The sequence below is a fragment of the Capnocytophaga periodontitidis genome, assembly GCF_016126015.1.
Classification (GTDB): Bacteria; Bacteroidota; Bacteroidia; order Flavobacteriales; family Flavobacteriaceae; genus Capnocytophaga; species Capnocytophaga periodontitidis.
On sequence record NZ_JAEFDB010000001.1, the window covers coordinates 329,819 to 349,007 of the forward strand.

General features: G+C 36.6%; 23 protein-coding genes. 17 read left to right on the plus strand and 6 right to left on the minus strand.

Annotated features, from left to right (window positions below; genetic code table 11):
• Window positions 1-14: 14 nt before the first annotated feature.
• The 5 genes from fbaA to pyrE all read right to left on the minus strand — a co-directional run bounded on the left by fbaA (window position 15) and on the right by pyrE (window position 4,380).
• Window positions 15-1,082 carry a class II fructose-bisphosphate aldolase gene (gene fbaA, locus I7X29_RS01570; RefSeq protein ID WP_002678943.1) on the minus strand — a complete coding sequence of 356 codons (1,068 nt, stop codon included), beginning with the start codon at window positions 1,080-1,082 and terminating at the stop codon, window positions 15-17.
• A gap of 76 nt (window positions 1,083-1,158) precedes the next feature.
• Window positions 1,159-2,217: a chorismate synthase gene (aroC, locus tag I7X29_RS01575; RefSeq protein WP_198472560.1), complete on the minus strand. Its 1,059-nt coding sequence runs from the start codon at window positions 2,215-2,217 to the stop codon at window positions 1,159-1,161.
• A complete protein-coding gene (locus I7X29_RS01580) occupies window positions 2,217-2,609 on the minus strand; it encodes an SRPBCC family protein (RefSeq protein WP_198472561.1) in 393 nt (130 codons plus the stop codon). Before I7X29_RS01580 ends, aroC begins: the two co-directional genes overlap by 1 nt.
• A gap of 42 nt (window positions 2,610-2,651) precedes the next feature.
• Entirely contained in the window at window positions 2,652-3,425 is a 774-nt protein-coding gene (locus tag I7X29_RS01585; protein WP_198472941.1) for a DUF695 domain-containing protein, read from the minus strand.
• 313 nt (window positions 3,426-3,738) lie between these two features.
• A complete protein-coding gene (gene pyrE / locus I7X29_RS01590) occupies window positions 3,739-4,380 on the minus strand; it encodes an orotate phosphoribosyltransferase (RefSeq protein WP_198472562.1) in 642 nt (213 codons plus the stop codon).
• 6 nt (window positions 4,381-4,386) lie between these two features.
• Between pyrE and I7X29_RS01595 the strand changes: the two genes are divergently transcribed.
• The 15 genes from I7X29_RS01595 (at window position 4,387) to I7X29_RS01665 (ending at window position 16,118) form a co-directional block, all read left to right on the plus strand.
• Entirely contained in the window at window positions 4,387-4,995 is a 609-nt protein-coding gene (locus I7X29_RS01595) for an NUDIX hydrolase (RefSeq protein ID WP_088594341.1), read from the plus strand.
• Window positions 4,976-5,404 (plus strand): hypothetical protein, encoded by a 429-nt coding sequence (locus tag I7X29_RS01600; RefSeq protein ID WP_198472563.1) that lies wholly within the window; start codon window positions 4,976-4,978, stop codon window positions 5,402-5,404. Before I7X29_RS01595 ends, I7X29_RS01600 begins: the two co-directional genes overlap by 20 nt.
• Window positions 5,401-5,775 carry a fluoride efflux transporter CrcB gene (gene crcB / locus I7X29_RS01605; protein WP_088594339.1) on the plus strand — a complete coding sequence of 125 codons (375 nt, stop codon included), beginning with the start codon at window positions 5,401-5,403 and terminating at the stop codon, window positions 5,773-5,775. Before I7X29_RS01600 ends, crcB begins: the two co-directional genes overlap by 4 nt.
• Window positions 5,776-5,786: 11 nt before the next feature.
• Entirely contained in the window at window positions 5,787-6,401 is a 615-nt protein-coding gene (locus tag I7X29_RS01610) for a DUF4230 domain-containing protein (RefSeq protein WP_198472564.1), read from the plus strand.
• A 63-nt stretch (window positions 6,402-6,464) separates the two neighbouring features.
• Window positions 6,465-7,523, plus strand: a complete 1,059-nt coding sequence (locus tag I7X29_RS01615) for an NAD(P)/FAD-dependent oxidoreductase (RefSeq protein ID WP_198472565.1) — start codon at window positions 6,465-6,467, stop codon at window positions 7,521-7,523.
• Between the two features lie 42 nt (window positions 7,524-7,565).
• The gene (locus I7X29_RS01620) at window positions 7,566-8,675 is read left to right on the plus strand and encodes an RHS repeat domain-containing protein (RefSeq protein WP_009751068.1); all 1,110 of its coding nucleotides are present in this window, start codon (window positions 7,566-7,568) and stop codon (window positions 8,673-8,675) included.
• Window positions 8,676-9,011 carry a 2Fe-2S iron-sulfur cluster-binding family protein gene (locus tag I7X29_RS01625; protein WP_088594336.1) on the plus strand — a complete coding sequence of 112 codons (336 nt, stop codon included), beginning with the start codon at window positions 8,676-8,678 and terminating at the stop codon, window positions 9,009-9,011.
• A 55-nt stretch (window positions 9,012-9,066) separates the two neighbouring features.
• Complete coding sequence (locus I7X29_RS01630; RefSeq protein ID WP_088594335.1) at window positions 9,067-9,585, plus strand: hypothetical protein; 519 nt, start codon at window positions 9,067-9,069, stop codon at window positions 9,583-9,585.
• Window positions 9,586-9,587: 2 nt separating this feature from the next.
• Window positions 9,588-10,679, plus strand: a complete 1,092-nt coding sequence (gene dnaX / locus I7X29_RS01635) for a DNA polymerase III subunit gamma/tau (RefSeq protein ID WP_198472566.1) — start codon at window positions 9,588-9,590, stop codon at window positions 10,677-10,679.
• Window positions 10,680-11,017: 338 nt separating this feature from the next.
• Window positions 11,018-11,278: a hypothetical protein gene (locus I7X29_RS01640; RefSeq protein WP_009751073.1), complete on the plus strand. Its 261-nt coding sequence runs from the start codon at window positions 11,018-11,020 to the stop codon at window positions 11,276-11,278.
• A 172-nt stretch (window positions 11,279-11,450) separates the two neighbouring features.
• On the plus strand, window positions 11,451-12,215 hold the full coding sequence (locus tag I7X29_RS01645; protein ID WP_198467019.1) for a DeoR/GlpR family DNA-binding transcription regulator: 765 nt from the start codon (window positions 11,451-11,453) through the stop codon (window positions 12,213-12,215).
• Window positions 12,216-12,245: 30 nt separating this feature from the next.
• Window positions 12,246-12,587, plus strand: coding sequence for an arsenate reductase (glutaredoxin) (gene arsC / locus I7X29_RS01650; RefSeq protein ID WP_198467018.1), 342 nt, complete (start codon window positions 12,246-12,248; stop codon window positions 12,585-12,587).
• A gap of 7 nt (window positions 12,588-12,594) precedes the next feature.
• Window positions 12,595-13,467 carry an outer membrane beta-barrel protein gene (locus I7X29_RS01655; protein WP_198472567.1) on the plus strand — a complete coding sequence of 291 codons (873 nt, stop codon included), beginning with the start codon at window positions 12,595-12,597 and terminating at the stop codon, window positions 13,465-13,467.
• A 173-nt stretch (window positions 13,468-13,640) separates the two neighbouring features.
• Window positions 13,641-15,110: an IMP dehydrogenase gene (guaB, locus tag I7X29_RS01660; RefSeq protein WP_198472568.1), complete on the plus strand. Its 1,470-nt coding sequence runs from the start codon at window positions 13,641-13,643 to the stop codon at window positions 15,108-15,110.
• Between the two features lie 138 nt (window positions 15,111-15,248).
• Entirely contained in the window at window positions 15,249-16,118 is an 870-nt protein-coding gene (locus I7X29_RS01665) for a mechanosensitive ion channel family protein (protein WP_009751078.1), read from the plus strand.
• Between the two features lie 105 nt (window positions 16,119-16,223).
• Here the strand turns inward: I7X29_RS01665 and I7X29_RS01670 are convergent, their stop codons facing one another.
• Window positions 16,224-17,123, minus strand: a complete 900-nt coding sequence (locus tag I7X29_RS01670) for a GYDIA family GHMP kinase (RefSeq protein WP_198472569.1) — start codon at window positions 17,121-17,123, stop codon at window positions 16,224-16,226.
• 66 nt (window positions 17,124-17,189) lie between these two features.
• Here I7X29_RS01670 and I7X29_RS01675 point away from each other — a divergent pair, with 66 nt between their 5' ends.
• Together I7X29_RS01675 and pdxA are read left to right on the plus strand one after the other, a co-directional pair.
• Window positions 17,190-18,101 (plus strand): leucine-rich repeat domain-containing protein, encoded by a 912-nt coding sequence (locus tag I7X29_RS01675; RefSeq protein WP_198472570.1) that lies wholly within the window; start codon window positions 17,190-17,192, stop codon window positions 18,099-18,101.
• A gap of 25 nt (window positions 18,102-18,126) precedes the next feature.
• Window positions 18,127-19,185 carry a 4-hydroxythreonine-4-phosphate dehydrogenase PdxA gene (pdxA, locus tag I7X29_RS01680; RefSeq protein ID WP_198467012.1) on the plus strand — a complete coding sequence of 353 codons (1,059 nt, stop codon included), beginning with the start codon at window positions 18,127-18,129 and terminating at the stop codon, window positions 19,183-19,185.
• Window positions 19,186-19,189: the final 4 nt, after the last annotated feature.

The following is a 19,189-nucleotide window of genomic DNA, read 5'->3' on the forward strand; positions in this document are numbered from 1 at the left end:
TATCAAGGGGAATACTATAAAGTATTTACGTTGTTAAGATCTTCGAAAGCTTTTTTCAAGCGGGTAACGAAAGTTTTTTCACCTTCACGAAGCCATACACGAGGATCGTAATATTTTTTGTTAGGAGCTTCAGGACCTTCAGGGTTACCTATTTGACCTTGCAAGTAAGCAGCTTTGGCTTTCATATAGTCGCGAACACCTTCGGTGAAAGCGTATTGCAAGTCGGTATCGATGTTCATTTTGATAACACCGTAAGAAATAGCCTCGCGGATTTCTTCGAGAGTAGATCCAGAACCGCCGTGGAATACGAGGTCGAGGGCGTTATGACCTAAGTTGTATTTTTTAGAAACGTAGTCTTGAGAATCTCTTAAGATTTTAGGAGTTAATTTTACGTTACCAGGTTTGTATACACCGTGAACGTTACCAAAAGCGGCAGCGATAGTGAATTGAGAGCTTACTTTAGAAAGTTCTTCATAAGCGAAAGCTACATCTTCAGGTTGTGTAAAGAGTTTGTTGCTATCAACGTGAGAGTTATCCACTCCATCTTCTTCACCACCAGTCATACCGAGTTCGATTTCCAAAGTCATATCCATTTTGCTCATACGTTCAAGGTAACGTTTGCAAGTTTCAATATTTTCTTTGATAGGCTCTTCAGAGAGGTCAATCATATGAGAGCTAAAAAGAGGTTTTCCTGTTTCTTTGAAGTGTTTTTCAGAAGCTTCGAGCATACCGTCTAACCAAGGAAGCAATTTTTTAGCACAGTGGTCAGTATGCAAGATGATAGAAGCGCCATAAGCTTCGGCGAGTTGGTGAACGTGTTTTGCTCCAGCTACAGCTCCAAGAACAGAAGCACGTTGGTTGTCGTTAGAGAGACCTTTACCAGCCATAAACTGAGCGCCGCCATTAGAGAATTGGATAATCATTGGGGCGTTTACTGCTACAGCGGTTTCTAAAGCAGCATTGATAGAGTTAGAACTGATAACGTTGGCTGCAGGAAGAGCAAAGCCTTTTTCTTTGGCGTATTTAAATACTTCTTGTACTTCTTTTCCAAGAATTACGCCTTTTTTAATGTTATGTGCCATTTCTTTATTAAGATATAATTAGTTTTCAAATTGAGACCGCAAAGATATAAAAAATCTATTGAACTATCAAAATAATTTAGTGTTTTTTATTTAACAAACAAAAATCTAATAGTACCATTGCGGTCATTGCCTCGACAATAGGTACAGCGCGGGGTACTACACAGGGGTCGTGCCTGCCTTTACCTTGCATAGTTACTATGTTGCCTTTGCTATCGAGGGCAGGTTGTTCTTGCATAAGGGTAGCTACGGGCTTAAAAGCTACTCTAAAATAAATATCCATACCATTGCTGATGCCCCCTTGTATACCGCCTGAATAGTTGGTTTGTGTAGAGCCATCGGGGTTGAAAAGGTCGTTGTGCTGACTACCGCGCATTGTAGTACCTGCAAAGCCACTACCATATTCAAAGCCTTTTACAGCATTGATAGAGAGCATCGCCTTGCCGAGCTGTGCGTGGAGCTTGTCGAACACAGGTTCGCCCCAACCTATAGGCACTCCTTTTACTACACAGTTTACTACTCCGCCCACTGTGTCGCCTTCTTTACGAATAGCCTTGATATAAGCTTCCATTTGTTCTGCTAAGATAGGGTCGGGACAGCGCACGGCATTGGTTTCGGCTATGGCTAAATCGAGATCGGTATAGGGTTTAGTAAGGGAAAGCTCGCCTACGCTCGATACATAAGCGTTGATTTGTATTCCTTTGAGTACTTGTTTGGCAATAGCTCCTGCTACCACACGGCTTACGGTCTCGCGTGCTGAAGAGCGTCCGCCTCCACGATAGTCACGAATACCGTATTTCTGTTGATATACATAATCGGCGTGGCTGGGACGGTATACTTCGGCTATATGGGCATAATCGGCTGAATGTTGATTTTCGTTTTCAATGATAAAGCCAATAGGGGTACCTGTAGTCTTGCCGTTTAAAATACCCGAAAGGAAACGTACCTTGTCGCCCTCTTTTCGCTGAGTAACAATAGCTGACTGCCCCGGACGGCGGCGGTCGAGTTCGTGCTGTATGGCTTCAAAATCTAAAAGAATATTAGGAGGACAGCCATCAATAATGCCTCCTAATGCCTCGCCGTGCGACTCACCAAAGGAGGCAAGCCTAAAAAGTGTGCCAAAGCTATTGCCTGCCATTATAAGTCTTTCATTTTTGTTACTAATACCTCTATAAACTTGCTGATGGGCGTTTTGACCATCATTGCCATTATGGGGTTAAAATCCCCTTTGAAGAGTAGTTGTACTTCACTCTCATTATCTGATATTTCAGTAATATTAGTAGTGAGTTGGAATGGGATTTTCCCATTAGCTTCTCCTAATACCAGCTGGCTATGGGGGGTACTACTTTTCTTTTCTAAATAAATCTCAGGCATTCCTTTTAAGGCAAACACAAAAGAAGTGTCACTGAGTTTTTCAAATTTGCTGATGTTTTCGGGCATCAAGCGTTCAAAGGTTTCTACTTTTTCTAAGAGAGTAAAGAGGTCTTTAGCACTCTTGGGGATAATTGTTTTTTGGGTTTCTAAATTCATTGGATAATTTGTCAATTTGGTACGAGCCGCACGGGCAATTTGTTATTTTACTAAAATGGTTTCCCAGCCGTCGTACTGGCCGTTGGTATCGAGAGCTACATCTATCAAGTCCCAAGTGTCGGGGTCGATAGCCTCTACAGTATTTACTTTGGTAATTATCAATTGGTAGCCTAAATCTTCGTTAGGGTCATCGCCTTCTTCGGGTTCTATTTTGCGACTTTCTTGTATTTCATAGCCTAAGGCTTTCATCTTATCGATAGCTTCTGCCATATCCTTTTCAGTGTTGAAATACAACCAGTGGTCTATAGGGCGCTCTTGATCGGTATGGTCACCAGACTGCTCACAATGGCGGCGTACTGCACTGTTTTTGATGCTTTGATGTTCGTAGATATTGGGGTAAAGATAGTCGGAGTATATTTCCCAATTAGGGTCATCTACGATACGTATTTCAGGTTCGTAGTCGGTGATATTTGTGAAAGCCTTTTCGATGTTAGCTACCAATAGAGGAGCCTCTTGAGTGTAGTAAAACCAAGTTGTATTGCCCTGATAAGTTACAACTCCTGCTAAAAAATCGGTCTCTTTTAGTGAAGGCATTATAATATCTTCAATGTTATAGAGACGTTCTCTTTCCTCATTGGTAGTAAAACCATACTCATCGGGTGCTTTAAGGACAAGGTTTAGCCTTACGCATTGGGTATAACCCTCTATAGGGGAATCGGTTTCGCCTATACCTAAATTGACGCGAAACACAGCGGGCTTATCTTCCACTCTACCGATATAGACTGCCCAGTTTTCGGGGATTTCTGTTTTTTGAATCATATTTATTTGTCGATTTATCTATTTTGCAAAATTGTTAATATTTTTTAGTTTTTATTGCGAATTTTTCAATTATAAGATAAAGTATTTAAGCTATTGATTGTTAGTGTTGTATCGTGTTATCTTCGCTTTGTGTTCAGTATGTGTTCGCTCTTCCTTCGTTTTTTCTATATTGTTCCTTCAGTGGAAAAAAGGAAAGGTAGTAAAGTGAAACACTGATTATCAAGCTATTTAATTTATTGATTTACCCATTTATCGATTAGAGAATTTATTGAAAGATTCGCAATGTTTTGACTAATAATTTACCGATTTGTTAATTACGCCATGTGTTGGGGCTTTTGCGCCATTCTTTGAGAGTATCCAGTTCATACTCGCTGATGTAGCCTATAGCTAAGGCTTTGATAAGCAAATGGTCGTAGTCGCTGAGGGTATGAAGGGAGAGTTTTTCGGAAGCAAAATTGGCATTGGCTACCTCAAAGTTATACGAGAAGATAGCCACCATGCCTAAAACTTCAGCACCGAAGTCGCGAAGGGCTTTTACAGCATTGAGACTACTCATACCAGTGCTGATGAGGTCTTCTATAACGATTACTTGCTGTCCTGCAGAGAGTAATCCCTCTATTTGGTTTTGGCGACCGTGTTTTTTAGGTTCAGGACGCACATAGACAAAGGGCAAATCGAGAGCATTGGCTACCAACATCCCCATTCCGATAGCCCCTGTAGCAACCCCAGCTACCACCTCAGCAGTGGGATAATAGCTTTTTATGTAGGTAGCCATAGTGTTGGCTACGTAATTGCGAACCTCTGGAAATGAGAGGATTATACGATTATCGCAATAAATAGGCGATTTCCAACCGCTTGCCCACGTAAAATAATTTTCAGAATTCAATTTTATTGCGTTAATTTGCAGTAAAAATTCGGCAGTATGTTGTGCCGTAATGTTATCTAAAATCATAAGCTTATGTATGAAATTTTTTTAGACGATAAGTCGATTATTTTGACAAATGTACGAGAAAATATTGAGAACGTCAAATATTTTCCATTAAAAGATGTAACCTTTGATGAAATCATCGAGGAATTAGGTCGTAAAGAGGTAAGTAGAATATATCTCTATCATCCTAAGGAAGAGAAACTTATGAAGAAATTTAAGAAACTTGTACCCACTATAAAAGCGGGAGGAGGCGTGGTGTATAATGAGGAAGGAAAAGTACTGCTTATCAAGCGACACGGCAAGTGGGATTTGCCCAAAGGAAAGAAAGAAAAGGGTGAAAATATTGCTACTTGTGCCTTGCGTGAAGTGGAGGAAGAAACGGGGGTAAAAAAGCTCCTAATACAGCGTTTTAGGACGATTACTTACCACCTATTCAAACGCGATGGACACTATTTTTTGAAAGAAACCTATTGGTATGATATGACCACGGCTTACAAGAAAAAGTTAGTGCCTCAAACAGAGGAGGATATAGAGAAAGTATGTTGGAAAGATGAGGCAGAGGCAAAGGAATTGGTGAAGAACTCGTATAAGAATATTCAGTTGGTGTTAGGTGTTAGAAATGGAAAAGAATTTTTATGATTTAGAGCTTATCAAAATATTAGAAGAGCATATAGAAAATGAAGATTTTCAAATAATAAACTCTGATATTTATGTTGATAAGGTGAATGCTAATTCACCTTTTGCTGGAAGTAGAGTTTATTTTGAGCTATTGGATAAGCATCAAAGAATATTTTTTGATGAGAACGAAGCCGTTGTAGCTTTTGTAAAGAGTATTGCAATGGAGGTGGGGATAGAGCCAGATGAAAAAGTAGTTTATTTAGGAGATAATGTATCGAACTTAACCTATATATTCTCATTTAAATATTTAGACAAAGTCATTGTAGATATATTAGATAATATACCTGAACATCATTACTTTTTATCTGAAAGTATGAAGTGGATTCTATATATATCGTATGAAGATTGTGCTGATTTTGCGTTGATATGATAAAAGATATACTAATAGTTGGCCTTGGTAGCTTTATAGGAGGTACATTGCGCTATATGCTTTCAATAGCCTTCAACAAGATAGTGCGCACTTGTACATTCCCGATAGGCATTTTGGTAGTAAATGTATTAGGATGCTTTTTTATAGGTGTATTGTATAGCTATTTTAAGAATAGAGTAGGGGAGAGCCTTTTACCCTTATTGCTGATGACAGGTGTTTTGGGAGGTTTTACAACATTCTCTACTTTTTCATTGGAGGTACTGCAGTTATATCAACAAAATGAACTACTAAAAGCTATTCTTTATGTAATAGTTAGTGTAGGAATTGGTATTTTGGCGTGCTTTTTGGGGTGTATTGTAGGTAATAAATAAAGTATAAAAAAATGAAGAAATTTTTATTAGGAGTAGTCGTAGCGGTCGCTGTATTGCTACTTATAAAATATTTTAGCGATAAAAAAGAAAGTCAAGAACGATTAGAGGCTGATACAACCCTAATACAAACACAAATCGCAAATGTGAGCAAATTGGTAGTTACCGAAGGGCATTTTGCCGAAGTGCTCTCGTATACCGATACTCAAAAGTACTTTATGGATTTGCTATCGTTTGATAAGAAAATCCTTACAGTAGTAAATGCCGATGTAACAGTAGCTTATGACTTACACAAAATCGACTATGAAGTAAACGAAGAACAAAAAAAAGTTATCATTAAATCGTTACCAGAAGCTGAGGTGAAGATTTACCCTACAATGAAGTATTACGATGTGAGTCAGAGTCAAGTAAACCCATTTACCCCTGATGATGTAGAAAAAATACAGAAAAAAGTGAAAGCAGAATTACAGCGCAAGGTAGATGCTTCTACTTTGAAGAGCAATGCCCAAAACAGACTGCTTACTGAGCTTTCTAACCTTATCTTTGCTACCCGTGCCGTAGGTTGGACTTTAGAATACCAAAACACACCTATTGAAAACAAAGATGATTTTAAACTTCTGAAACCATAATTTGTTTATTGTTACTTGCTAATTGTTAATTATTTTGTACCTTTGCCCCCAAAATAGCAATAAATGAAAGAAACAGATATCATTATTATAGGGGCAGGACCTACGGGGCTTTTTGCAGTATTTGAGGCAGGGCTCCTTCGTTTAAAATGCCACTTGATAGATACACTCCCACAAGTAGGCGGACAGCTTACTGAATTATACCCTAAAAAACCTATTTTTGATATACCAGGATATCCTACTGTAGGAGCTTCTGAATTAGTAGATAACCTAATGGAGCAAATTAAGCAGTTTCAACCTGAATTTACTCTTGGAGAAACTGCAATGACACTCACCAAAAATAATGATGATACATTCATAGTAACTACAGAAAAAGGTACCCAAATAAAAGGAAAAGCCGTAGCTATAGCTGGTGGATTAGGTACTTTTAAACCTCGTAAGCCTGAATTACCTAATATTGAACAATATGAAAATAAAGGGGTGACTTATTTTGTCAAAAATCCAGAAAACTATACAGGTAAGCACGTCGTAATTGCAGGAGGAGGGGACTCTGCTTTAGATTGGAGTATTTATTTAGCTGAAAAAGTAGCTACTGCTTCAGTTACTTTAGTACACCGTCGCAATGAATTTCGAGGAGCTTTAGATTCAGTTGAGAAAGTAAGAGCGTTAAAAGAGGCTGGTAAAATCAATTTAAAAACTCCTTATGAAGTAGTAGGATTAGAAGGAAATGGGCATTTGGAATCATTAGTGTTAGAGCAAGAAGGAGGTAATAAAGAAACTCTTATAGCCGATGCTTTTATTCCACTCTTTGGTCTTACTCCTAAATTAGGACCTATTGCTACTTGGGGGGTAGAGATCGAAAAAAACGCTGTGAAGGTAAATAATGCTTTAGACTACCAAACTTGTATAGAGGGGGTATATGCCATAGGTGATGTGAATACGTACCCAGGAAAACTTAAACTCATCCTCTGTGGTTTTCACGAAGCAACCCTAATGTGCCAAAGTATATACAACCGAATTTATCCTAATAAAAAATATGTATTAAAGTACACTACTGTAGTCGGAATTGACGGCTTTGATGGCAGTAGAAAAGAAGCCGAAAAAGCTGTGGTAAAAGCAATTTAAACAGTGAATATATCTTATAGTAAATACTAATAACTAAATAAAATGAAGAGTATAAATGTACTATTAGCAAGCACTTTTTTAGCATTTTCTGCTTCGCTAAATGCCCAAATTGATACAATTAGCAGCAAAACATTACTATTGAAAGGCAAAATTAAAAAAGTAGAAGATTATTCTTTTTTTCTCGACCCTGACCCTAAAGGTACTAAAACTTTCGATGGAAAAACTTATAGCGTTTTTCCTTATGCCGAAGATTGGAATATAGAAAAAGATGAAAATAAATTCTCTAAAACCAATATTGCCTATATTTTCGACAATACAGGTCGCAATCTCGAAGTAATCACTTACAATGCCGAGAATCAACCTTTTGGTGGAATGCGATTTTACTACGATAAGAAAGGTAGAGTAAACAAAAGTCAATCCTCTTTTTCCTTAGGAGATGGTGAACTTTTAGTAAACCGACAATACTTTTACAACGAGAAAAACCGATTAGTAAAAATAGATGAAACTGACGGCAATACCAATGAATGGCTCATTACTATTACCTACAAATATGATGATTTAGGCAATTGTATTGAGAGAAACAAAGTAGCGAGTAATTCAGCTTTAGAAAAAGATATACAATTGTATGAAGAAAAAAATCTCGTGTTAGAAAAGAAAATACGTCCAGAGTATACACGTGAAAAATCTTACAAGTACAACCAACTTAATAAAGTCTCTGAAACAGAGGATAAAGTACTAAACAAAAATGTGTATTTGAAAACCGAAAACGAATACAACAAAGAAGGGTTACTTTCTAAAGCTAAATTCCTGAACGCCTCAAGTCAAGAAACTATCTGTACTTATAAATATAATAAAGCAGGACGTCTTATCCAATCAATTTGTACTGCTACCGATGACCCCAATTTTTATATAGAAACCAACTATATGTTCAATAAATCTGGAGAAACTCAAGTAATAAAAACCCGTACAGAAGTAGCCTCTACTAAAGTATATGATGAACATAATCTACTCACCTCATATATTACAAAAGAACTTAACTATAAGTATCGTTATACTTTTGACAAAATGGGAAATTGGACTCAAATATTAATGTTTGAAAATGATAAACCAATTTGTGCCCGTGTTCGCAAAATAGAATACTTTGCTAAATAAATGAACGAAATACATCTAAAAATAACCGATCGCGAGGGGCTTCTATACGAAATAGAAGCCCCTACCGATATGAATATGAACCTAATGGAAGTAATGCGTGCTTATGAAATCGCTCAAGATGGCGAAATAGGTATTTGTGGAGGTATGGCAATGTGTGCTTCTTGTCAGTGTTATGTACAAAATGAAAACGAAGTTACACTACCTGAAATGGGTGAAGAAGAACGAGCAATGCTTTTTGAAGCTTTTCACGTAAAACCTAATAGTAGGTTAGGATGTCAAATACCTATTACCCCTGAAATCAACGGGTTAGAAGTTGTGTTAGCTCCTTTTTCTTAAATAATAGGCTTTTATATATTATTTTTTTATATCTTTGCCAAAATATTAAACTTGAATGAATAGAAAAATACTTTTATTTGCTTTTATAATAGGGCTTTTCGCGATGGCTTGCAACGATGGTGATATGGAGGTCGAATCTATCTCTTTTGAAAATTCTGATGTTCTTTCTTGTAGAGCAAATGATACCGCTGTTGATTTTCTGTATAAGTATAATCAAAAACAAGCTCTTTATCTCACAATTCCTGCAGGTGTCTTAGAAAATAAAGAAAAAACAGTTACAGGTACAATACCCAATAACTATAAGCTCTATTACCGCACCTTTAGTGATGCAGTAAACAGTAGTTATTTTTGTAATACCATATACCCAGCTTCTCCTCAGATTACTTTTAATAGCGAAGCTACAGGAGGAACAGTTACTATCGCAACTCGTCCTATTTACAACGAAAATACAGGGACTTTATTGCGTTATGATCATCAAATAACAATTAGTAACTTAGTACTCCTAAAAGAAGATGGTAATAAGTTAGTGGAATCTAACCTCATCTTTGGTACTTATCAAACTAACAAACAATAACAATGAACCACTTTGTAGTATCAGCACGCAAATATCGTCCTCAATCATTTCGTGATGTGGTAGGACAACAAGCGATTACCAATACCCTCCTCAACGCCATTGAAAACAATCACTTGGCACAGGCACTTCTTTTCACAGGACCACGTGGTGTAGGAAAAACTACTTGTGCACGTATTTTAGCTAAAAAAATAAATGAGCAAACTTCTGGAATGGAAGATGAAAATGACTTTGCTTTCAATATTTTTGAACTCGATGCTGCTTCTAATAATAGTGTAGACGATATACGCAAACTCATTGAACAAGTACGCATTCCTCCGCAAGTAGGCAAATACAAAGTATATATTATTGATGAGGTACACATGTTATCTCCTTCTGCTTTCAACGCTTTTCTAAAGACTTTAGAAGAGCCACCTAAACACGCTATCTTCATCCTTGCTACTACGGAAAAACACAAAATTATCCCTACCATTTTATCACGTTGTCAAATATTTGATTTCAAACGCATTACAATTAATGATATTCGAGAATATCTAAAGTATATAGCCCAACAACAAGGAATAGAAGCCGAAGATGAAGCATTACAAATCATCGCACAAAAAGCTGACGGAGCTATGCGTGATGCCCTTTCTATCTTTGACCGCGTAGTGAGTTTTTCAGGAGATAAAATTACTCGACAAGCTACTTCCGAAATACTAAATGTACTCGACTATGAAGTCTATTTTAAAGTAACCGACCTTATTTTAGACAATAAACTTCCAGAGTTGTTAGTAGCATTCAACGATACGATAGCACAAGGGTTTGATGGCAATCACTTTATAGCTGGTTTAGCAAGCCATTTCCGTGATTTAATGGTATGTAAAAATCCTACTACCATAACTCTAATGGAAGTAGGAGAGGAGACTCAGAAAAAATATACCGAGCAAAGTGCTCGTGCTACTGTTCCTTTCTTAATGGACGCCATTGCTATTGCAAACGATTGCGATCTGAAATATCGCACCAGCAAGAACCAGCGGCTATTGGTAGAAATAGCTTTAATGCAACTTGCCTCTATAACCTACCAAGGAGATAAAAAAAAAATGATGGACGCTTCGTAATTCCGGCTTACGTTTTTAATAGACAAGAACAACCCTCTAATGAGGTTACAAAAGTAGTCCAACCATCACAGCCTACTATAACTACCGCTTCTCCTATTCCTAATATTCCTTCTATTAGTAAAGAACAACGACATAATGTAGTTTCTGGATTTTCTATCAAAAGTGTACACGTAAAAACGGAACACCAAAAGAACAATAAAGAGATTATAATAGACCCTAATTCTTTACCTAAAGAAACATTTACTCAAGAAACTTTTCAACACTATTGGGATAATTATATAGAAGAATTACTTGCAAAAGGAGAGCGTATACAAGCCTCCATTCTAAAAATAGCTAATTTGAAATTAGAAGGAACTACTATTGATTTAGAAGTATCAAGTAATACTGCAAAAACAGGAATATTGAATATAGAACATCATTTGTTGGATTATCTACATAGATCATTACGCAACTATGATATGAATATTCAAATAAAAGTGAATGAAGAAATTGCTAAAAAAATAGCAGTAAGTCCTGAGGATAAATATGAACGATTATTAGAAGAAAACCCTCTGTTACAAGATTTTAGAAATGCTTTTAGCTTAATGTTAAAACCTTAATTATCTGTATTATAAAAATATTATTGCTGTTGTGTTTAAGTGCAATAGCATTTTTTTATTTCTAAAACTTTTGTTTTTTTCAGTATAATGTTTAATTTTGCCCCAAAAATGTTAATATAAGACTTTTTTAAATGAACTTTTTCCAACACGAATATTAATAAAATTATAAAATATGAAAGTACTTAATGAACGACAGTCTAAGATTTTGGAGAGCTTAGAAACCAAGAAGTACATCAGCGTAAATGAACTGAGTGAAAAGCTTAAAGTTTCGGTAGTTACTATACGTAAAGACTTAACGCTCTTAGAACAAGAAGGTTACCTCCACCGTACTCACGGAGGTGCTAGCAAACAAATGCGCTATGTGTTTGATCAAACAATAACTGAGAAAGAAACTCAAAATGTAGAGGAAAAAACGCGTATTATTACTAAAGCGTTAGACTTTATCAAAGAAAATGAGTTTATCATACTTTCATCAGGAACTACAGTTAATTTATTAGCTCAAAAACTTTATGGTTTCCGTAATCTTACTGTGTTAACCCCTTCATTAAGGGTTGCCTTAGAAGTATGTAAAAACCCTAATGTAAACACCATCCACTTAGGAGGTGAGGTACGCAAAAACTCTACCTCTACTATAGGTGTACTCGCCGAAGAAACTCTTAGCAACTTCTCTTGTACTACTTTATTCTTAGGAATAGAAGGTATAGATCTCGATTATGGATTGAGTTCTACCAATGTAGGAGAAGCTCATCTTAACAAAAAAATGATGGAACGTGTAGATAAAACTATCGTCCTCGCCGATTCCTCAAAAATACATAAACGCGGTTTTGGCTTCATCTGTTACGTCGAAAAAATAGATATGCTCATCACTGATAATAATGTAGACCCCGAGTTTGTAGAAGAACTCGAAAAAAGAGGGGTAGAAGTAGTAATTTGCTAATTAGCAAATTCACAAATCAATAAATTGTTTATGATACAAATATATCACAATCCTAAATGCTCCAAATCACGTTGTGCTTTGGAGCTTTTAAAAGAAGCTAATAAGGCATATAAAGTAGTAGATTACCTCAAAGAAGGTGTTTCTAAAGAACAAATTAAAGAACTACTTACTAAATTACAACTATCTCCTATTGAATTAGTTCGTACTAAAGAAAATGTTTGGAAAGAACATTTTAAAGAAAAAACACTTACTGATGAACAAATTATAGAAGCGATGGTAGAATACCCTCAGCTTATTGAACGCCCTATTGTTGTGGTAGGGGATAAAGCTGTAATAGGGCGCCCTACTGAAAAAATAAATGAAATTATATAATTAACAAATGAGAAAAACATTATTATGTGTCATTGCTTTCGTTTGGGGAGCAACAGCTATCTACTCACAAGCATACATTTCAGTGAGTGGTGGGTATGGATTTAAAGCTCATGAAAAGACATTAGGTAGAGACGCTACTAATGCTACTGCTATCACCGATTTAAAAGGAAGTTATGGAGAAGGTTATCAAGCGCAATTGCGCGGAGGTTATTTCTTCCATAAACGTTGGGGAGCTGAATTAGCTTTAGGTTATCTCTACGGTGAGGATATGCCTACCAATAAAAACCAAATATTGAATATGAAGGGACACGGTCGTGCTTATGGAGCTTCCCTTTCATTAGTATTCAATATTACTGATAATTTGTATGTACGTGCTGGAGGTGTTACCAAAATAGGTGGTAAAACCGAAATACAAACAGAACTTAATGCTAAATTACCTTTGAGAATGTTTAACCCAATGGCTCCTTCAACAACTATGGTAGATATGAAAGCTGATTTTAATAATAATTTCCACGGAAAAATGCCTTTTGGTTTTATAGGAGGAATAGGCTATCGTTTTAAAGTAGCTGATAAAGTAGCTTTTTTTGTAGAAGGAGAATATCTTAACATCAATGTACCTCGCAAGGAATCTAAACTAAAAGATTTCTCAGCTACTCGCACTATAGCAGGCACTACTTCTACAATTAGTCTTCAAGAGTTCAAAGGTTATATGGTAACTCTACAAAATGCTCCAGCATCTCCTCAAACAGTAGCGTTGAAACAATTAGCAACTCAAATATCACCTCTATTGGAAGATACTTATAGTTGGGAAGGCAAGGGAGCTCCTGATGCGCCTTACTCATCTATAGGAGTTCATTTTGGAGTAACCTATACTTTTTAAAAAATTTTCTTCATTATCATATAACAAAACACTTATCAGTTAAAAGTTTACCGAAACTGATAGGTGTTTTTCTTACCAAAAAACAGTCAATAAAAGAAAAATACTCAGAAAAAATTTGCTTCGTATATAAAAAAAGAAGTACATTTGCACGCAACTAAATTCTCTTTTTTAAAATGAATTTCCAAGATAAAATTATTAATGAAGGATTTACCTATGATGATGTCCTTCTTATCCCCAATTATTCTGAGATATTACCTCGTGAAGTATCGATAATCTCACGTTTTACCCGTAACATCACCCTGAATGTGCCTATTATCTCAGCGGCAATGGACACTGTAACTGAAGCTGCTATGGCTATAGCTATGGCACGTGAAGGAGGCATAGGGGTGCTCCACAAAAATATGACTATTGAGGAGCAAGCCAAACAAATACGCAAAGTAAAACGCGCCGAAAGCGGTATGATTATCGACCCTGTTACGCTTCCCTTAAACAGCAAGGTGAGTGATGCAAAACGCTGTATGAAAGAAAATAATATTGGTGGTATCCCCATTGTTGATGCCGGCGGAATCTTAAAAGGCATTGTAACTAACCGCGATTTACGCTTTGAACACGATAATAATCGCCCTATAACTGAAGTAATGACCTCTAAAAACCTCGTGATTGCCAACGAAGGCACTTCTATGAAGGAGGCTGAGGGTATTTTACAACGCAGTAAGGTAGAAAAACTCCCCGTAGTAGATAAAAACTACAAATTAGTAGGTCTTATTACTTTCCGAGACATTGCCAACTTGCAAAAAAAATCTATTTCTAACAAAGATAACTTAGGGCGCTTGCGCGTAGCAGCAGCCTTAGGTGTTACTGCCGATGTGGTAGACCGCGCCGAAGCCCTTGTACAAGCAGGAGTTGATGCCGTAGTTATCGATACAGCTCACGGACATACGAAAGGCGTAGTGAATGCTCTTAATGCCGTAAAAAGCAAGTTTGCCGACTTAGAAGTAGTGGTAGGAAACATTGCCACAGCCGAGGCCGCCCTTTATTTAGCCGAAAATGGCGCCGATGCAGTGAAAGTAGGCATAGGTCCAGGCTCTATATGTACTACCAGAGTGGTGGCAGGCGTGGGTTATCCTCAATTATCAGCGGTGATGAACGTTGCAAACGCTCTTAAAGGCAAAGGAATCCCTGTGATTGCCGACGGAGGCATTCGCTACACCGGCGATATCGTAAAAGCTATCGCCGCAGGTGCCAATAGTGTGATGCTTGGCTCTCTGCTTGCTGGCACTAAGGAATCACCGGGGGAAACTATCATTTTTGAGGGCAGAAAATACAAATCTTATCGCGGTATGGGCTCGGTAGAAGCGATGAACCAAGGTAGTAAAGACCGCTATTTCCAAGATGTAGAAGACGACATCAAAAAACTTGTCCCCGAAGGCATTGTAGGGCGCGTGGCATACAAAGGCGAACTACAAGAAAGTATGCATCAGTTCATCGGAGGCTTGCGCGCAGGTATGGGATACTGTGGTGCCAAGGATATCGAAACGTTGCAAGCCGTGAGTCGCTTTGTGCGCATCACTGCAAGCGGAATTACCGAAAGCCACCCCCATAATATTACCATCACCAAAGAAGCTCCTAATTATTCACGTTAATAAACGAATATAACTTCCATAAATGAGGCTGTCTAATCTTTTCAGACAGCCTCATTTATGTAATAAATAACAAAAAAGTGACTATCAACAATATATTTTGTACTTTTGCCAGCTGATAAAATAAACTCATTAGACTCAATGAAAAACGGAATAGTAAATGATTATATTAATATTATAGAAGTATTCACTAAAAAAATACATCTATGGATTCAACTCTTCATCGATAAAACACCTAATATTGTAATAGCTTTATTAGTTTTTATTTTGGGCTTTTATCTTTCTAGACTTATCAAAAAAATAGCCATTCGTATCTTAGAAAGGCGCGGTGTAAAACCTTCTTCGCGCATAATGCTTGGTAATATTATTTCTGTTTTAGTAGTTATTACCTTCTTTATGTTTTCGCTAAATATTTTAGATCTCGAAAATATGTTCAAAACCATTTTGGCAGGGGCTGGAGTAGCTGGATTAGCTATCGGTTTGGCTTTACAAGGAACGCTTAGCAATACTTTTTCAGGCATTACTTTATCTTTTAGCAAGAGCATTCGTATAGGGCATCAAATTGAAACTATGGGCTATACAGGAACTATTGAAGATATAAATTTGCGTACTATCAAGCTTAAAATGGCTGACGGGAACTATGTTTCTATACCCAATAAGCTTATAGTAGATAATCCTATGAAAAATTATTCTGAAAGTGATACAGCCAATGTATTAGTAACTTGTGGTGTAGGTTATGAATCGGATTTAGAACAGGTGAAAATACTCACTGAGACTACTATTCGGAAGATGATGCAACAAAAAGAGCTTGATACGGCTATTTCTTTTTATTATACTGAGTTCGCAGATAGTGCTATCAATTTTAGCGTATATTTTACCATTCCTTCCAAGAAACTTTCTGAGTCTTTTCTGTATAAATCAGAAGCTATAATGGCTATCAAGAAGTGTTTTGATGCACATAATATAAATATACCATTTCCTATTCGCACTGTTCAGATGGATAAACAATAAAAATAGACCCAATGTTAAAAAATCTTTGAACTTCTATAAAGTTTTTAAATTTCTCTTGTGTTGCACTCTATAAACTTTCTATTCCTACAAAGTGTATTTACTTTCTCACACCATTTCATCATAAGGAATACAAATATCAAAACCTTTAGATGAAAAATAATTCGGTGTATCTTCAGTTTCTGAAATAGCTAATACAAAATCTCCTCCCCAAGCTCCTAAACTCTTTACTGTACCTTTATAATCAGAGAAAAGATATTCTTTCACTGTGGGAATACCGAGATACTCACTGATGAGCATTTCGTGTTCATTAAGTATAGCGCAAAAATCGGCTATGGTATAAGCTAATACAAGGTGTTCTGTAAGGTGTGTGATACTCTCAGCGAGTTTGCGTTTGCTCTTACTTACTGAACGATAGCGAGCAATGCCGTCTTTACTATTTTGTTTTTGGTTGAGATAAACAAAGTAAATATAGTGTGTATAAGGAAAAAGAAAGTGCAAAGGGTAACTATGAGGTTTACCTTCTTGAAGACGATATAATAAAGGAGTTTGACTCTTAGCACAAGCAATATCATAACCACTACCACCAAAACTCTTAAATAGAAGTTCATACGGGTTTACTGTTGCCCACTGGGCTATGTTATTGATAAGTGTAGAAGATGTTCCTAACCCCCACAAACGAGGAAATTCTAAATGTGTTTGCACTTGTGAATACATCCATTTGTTTTTAAAATCAGGATTGAGTTCTGCTGCTGTAGTGAGTATCTTTTGTAGAGTTTGAGCCACTTTCTGGTCAGCATCTGTTGTGAGCACAGCGCTATCAAACCATAAATTACCATTGCTATCAAAGGCTTGCCAACCTCCTTGCACATCATTTTCAGTTACTTCTAATGTTTGTCCTTTTCGAGTAGGAAGGGCAAAAGCAAGTGCCCCATCAAGCACCGCGTATTCACCTGTGATAAGTAATTTACCATTGCTGTGAAAAGAATAAGTTTGTGTTACTCTCATATTTTTTATATCTTTGCACTCTGAAAGTACAAAAGTAATAATTATTTACAGATAAAAAATAGAACAATGAAAAAAATAAAACAACTTTTATGCTCCTTTATCATAGCAATTCCTATGTTTACTCAAGCGCAATCTATACGAGTAAACATTGCTACTTCTGATGGTAACGACCTAAATTTCAACTCGGTTGATGAATTGATAAAAACTAACTTTACTAATTTTAAAGAAGTAAAGATATATAGCAACGACCAAGTACAATTAAATGAAACTTTGTTAAAAAAACTACTTACCGAGGCAAATCAATTAGAGTATTTAGAAATAAAAGAAGTAGGCATCCCTACTTTTCCTGAATTGAGTGCTGAAAATAAATCACTAAAAACATTAGTGTTGCGTCTCAATAACCTCACTAAACTCCCCGAAAATATTGGTCATCTTTCTGCTCTACAAACCTTAGACATCTATAATCCTATAACCGAAGTTCCTAATTCTCTCATCAACTTACAACAATTAGAAAATTTAAAGTTTGAAGGAGCTGAATTAATTGTTTTCCCTGAACAAGTATTTGCCTTGTCTAAACTAAAATCACTCATCATTAGTCAGTTTGACACTAAAAATAAAATCAAAACTCTTCCTGATAATTTCGACAAATTGCCTTTGCTCGAAGAACTATCTTTGCGCAATGCTGCACTTACTGAAGTTCCTGCCTCTATAGGGCGTTTGCAACACTTGGAAAACGTATATTTCAATGCAAACAATCTTACCAAATTACCTCAAGCATTAGCTGAAAATCCTCATTTAACTTACGTAAATATTAACAACAACCCTCTTGATTTCAAACAGTTTATAAAATCTGTGGAAAAAGTACTATGGAAAGGGGTTTTGTATATAAACAACCGTAATTTTACTACTCAACAATATGAAGAAGTAGAAAAACGCCTACCTAAAATAACCGTATTCTACAATCAAAAAGAAGAATAATACCCTAAAAAACATCTCAATTTTTATGAAAGATAAACTGATAAAAGTAGGCATTTCCATTGGTGATATGAATGGAATAGGGCTTGAGATTATCCTCAAAACCTTTGAAGACCACCAAATATTGGAATTGTGTACCCCTATTATTTTTGCTTCTAATAAATTAGTTTCTTTCCAAAAGAAACATTTCAATACAATGGCTAATTTTCAAGGCATCGATAGTGTAGATGCCGCCATTGAAGGTAAACTAAATGTACTCAACTGCTGGAAAGAAACTCCTACAGTTACCTTTGCTCAAGAAACTGAAGAAGGTGGAAAATATGCTTTCCTATCGTTACAAGCTGCTGTAGGAGCTCTTAAAAATAACGAAATTGATGTATTAGTAACTGCTCCTATCAATAAAAACAATATCCAGTCTGATAATTTTCACTTCCCTGGTCACACCGATTACTTAGCCAAAGAACTCAATGGAACCAGCCTAATGTTTATGGTAAGTGAAGACTTAAAGGTAGGATTACTTACAGATCACGTCCCTCTAAAAGAGGTATCCTCTCTCATTACCGAATCACTCATTATGGAGAAAGCTCGTTTGATGAATGAATCTCTCATCAAAGATTTCCGCTTGCAACGCCCTAAAATAGCTGTATTAGGTATCAATCCTCATTGTGGAGACAAAGGGGTTATTGGCAATGAAGATGATGAAGTGCTACGCCCTGCCTTAAAAAAACTGTACTTCGATGAAAATATATTAGTATTTGGTCCTTTTGCTGCCGATAGTTTCTTTGGTTCTCAAACTTATCGCAACTACGATGCTGTGCTTGCTCCTTATCATGATCAAGGTCTTATAGCTTTCAAAACCATTGCTTTTGGTAGTGGTGTGAACTACACAGCTGGACTTAGCAAAGTACGCACCTCCCCCGATCATGGTACTGCTTACGAGATAGCAGGTAAGGGTATTGCCGATCCTGAGTCATTCCGCCATGCTATTTACACCGCTTTAGATGTATTCAGAAATCGGGAAGAATATGCCGAACTAACTAAAAACCCTCTGAAAGTACGTGCTTTAGAAGCAGATAAAGATAAATAATTAC

Bases quoted from the DNA above. Each gene is read 5' to 3' on its own strand.
- fbaA (WP_002678943.1), bottom strand. From the start codon at position 1,082: ATGGCACATAACATTAAAAAAGGCGTAATTCTTGGAAAAGAAGTACAA.
- aroC (WP_198472560.1), bottom strand. From the start codon at position 2,217: ATGGCAGGCAATAGCTTTGGCACACTTTTTAGGCTTGCCTCCTTTGGT.
- I7X29_RS01580 (WP_198472561.1), bottom strand. From the start codon at position 2,609: ATGAATTTAGAAACCCAAAAAACAATTATCCCCAAGAGTGCTAAAGAC.
- pyrE (WP_198472562.1), bottom strand. From the start codon at position 4,380: ATGATTTTAGATAACATTACGGCACAACATACTGCCGAATTTTTACTG.
- I7X29_RS01595 (WP_088594341.1), top strand. From the start codon at position 4,387: ATGTATGAAATTTTTTTAGACGATAAGTCGATTATTTTGACAAATGTA.
- I7X29_RS01600 (WP_198472563.1), top strand. From the start codon at position 4,976: ATGGAAAAGAATTTTTATGATTTAGAGCTTATCAAAATATTAGAAGAG.
- crcB (WP_088594339.1), top strand. From the start codon at position 5,401: ATGATAAAAGATATACTAATAGTTGGCCTTGGTAGCTTTATAGGAGGT.
- I7X29_RS01610 (WP_198472564.1), top strand. From the start codon at position 5,787: ATGAAGAAATTTTTATTAGGAGTAGTCGTAGCGGTCGCTGTATTGCTA.
- I7X29_RS01615 (WP_198472565.1), top strand. From the start codon at position 6,465: ATGAAAGAAACAGATATCATTATTATAGGGGCAGGACCTACGGGGCTT.
- I7X29_RS01620 (WP_009751068.1), top strand. From the start codon at position 7,566: ATGAAGAGTATAAATGTACTATTAGCAAGCACTTTTTTAGCATTTTCT.
- I7X29_RS01625 (WP_088594336.1), top strand. From the start codon at position 8,676: ATGAACGAAATACATCTAAAAATAACCGATCGCGAGGGGCTTCTATAC.
- I7X29_RS01630 (WP_088594335.1), top strand. From the start codon at position 9,067: ATGAATAGAAAAATACTTTTATTTGCTTTTATAATAGGGCTTTTCGCG.
- dnaX (WP_198472566.1), top strand. From the start codon at position 9,588: ATGAACCACTTTGTAGTATCAGCACGCAAATATCGTCCTCAATCATTT.
- I7X29_RS01645 (WP_198467019.1), top strand. From the start codon at position 11,451: ATGAAAGTACTTAATGAACGACAGTCTAAGATTTTGGAGAGCTTAGAA.
- arsC (WP_198467018.1), top strand. From the start codon at position 12,246: ATGATACAAATATATCACAATCCTAAATGCTCCAAATCACGTTGTGCT.
- I7X29_RS01655 (WP_198472567.1), top strand. From the start codon at position 12,595: ATGAGAAAAACATTATTATGTGTCATTGCTTTCGTTTGGGGAGCAACA.
- guaB (WP_198472568.1), top strand. From the start codon at position 13,641: ATGAATTTCCAAGATAAAATTATTAATGAAGGATTTACCTATGATGAT.
- I7X29_RS01665 (WP_009751078.1), top strand. From the start codon at position 15,249: ATGAAAAACGGAATAGTAAATGATTATATTAATATTATAGAAGTATTC.
- I7X29_RS01670 (WP_198472569.1), bottom strand. From the start codon at position 17,123: ATGAGAGTAACACAAACTTATTCTTTTCACAGCAATGGTAAATTACTT.
- I7X29_RS01675 (WP_198472570.1), top strand. From the start codon at position 17,190: ATGAAAAAAATAAAACAACTTTTATGCTCCTTTATCATAGCAATTCCT.
- pdxA (WP_198467012.1), top strand. From the start codon at position 18,127: ATGAAAGATAAACTGATAAAAGTAGGCATTTCCATTGGTGATATGAAT.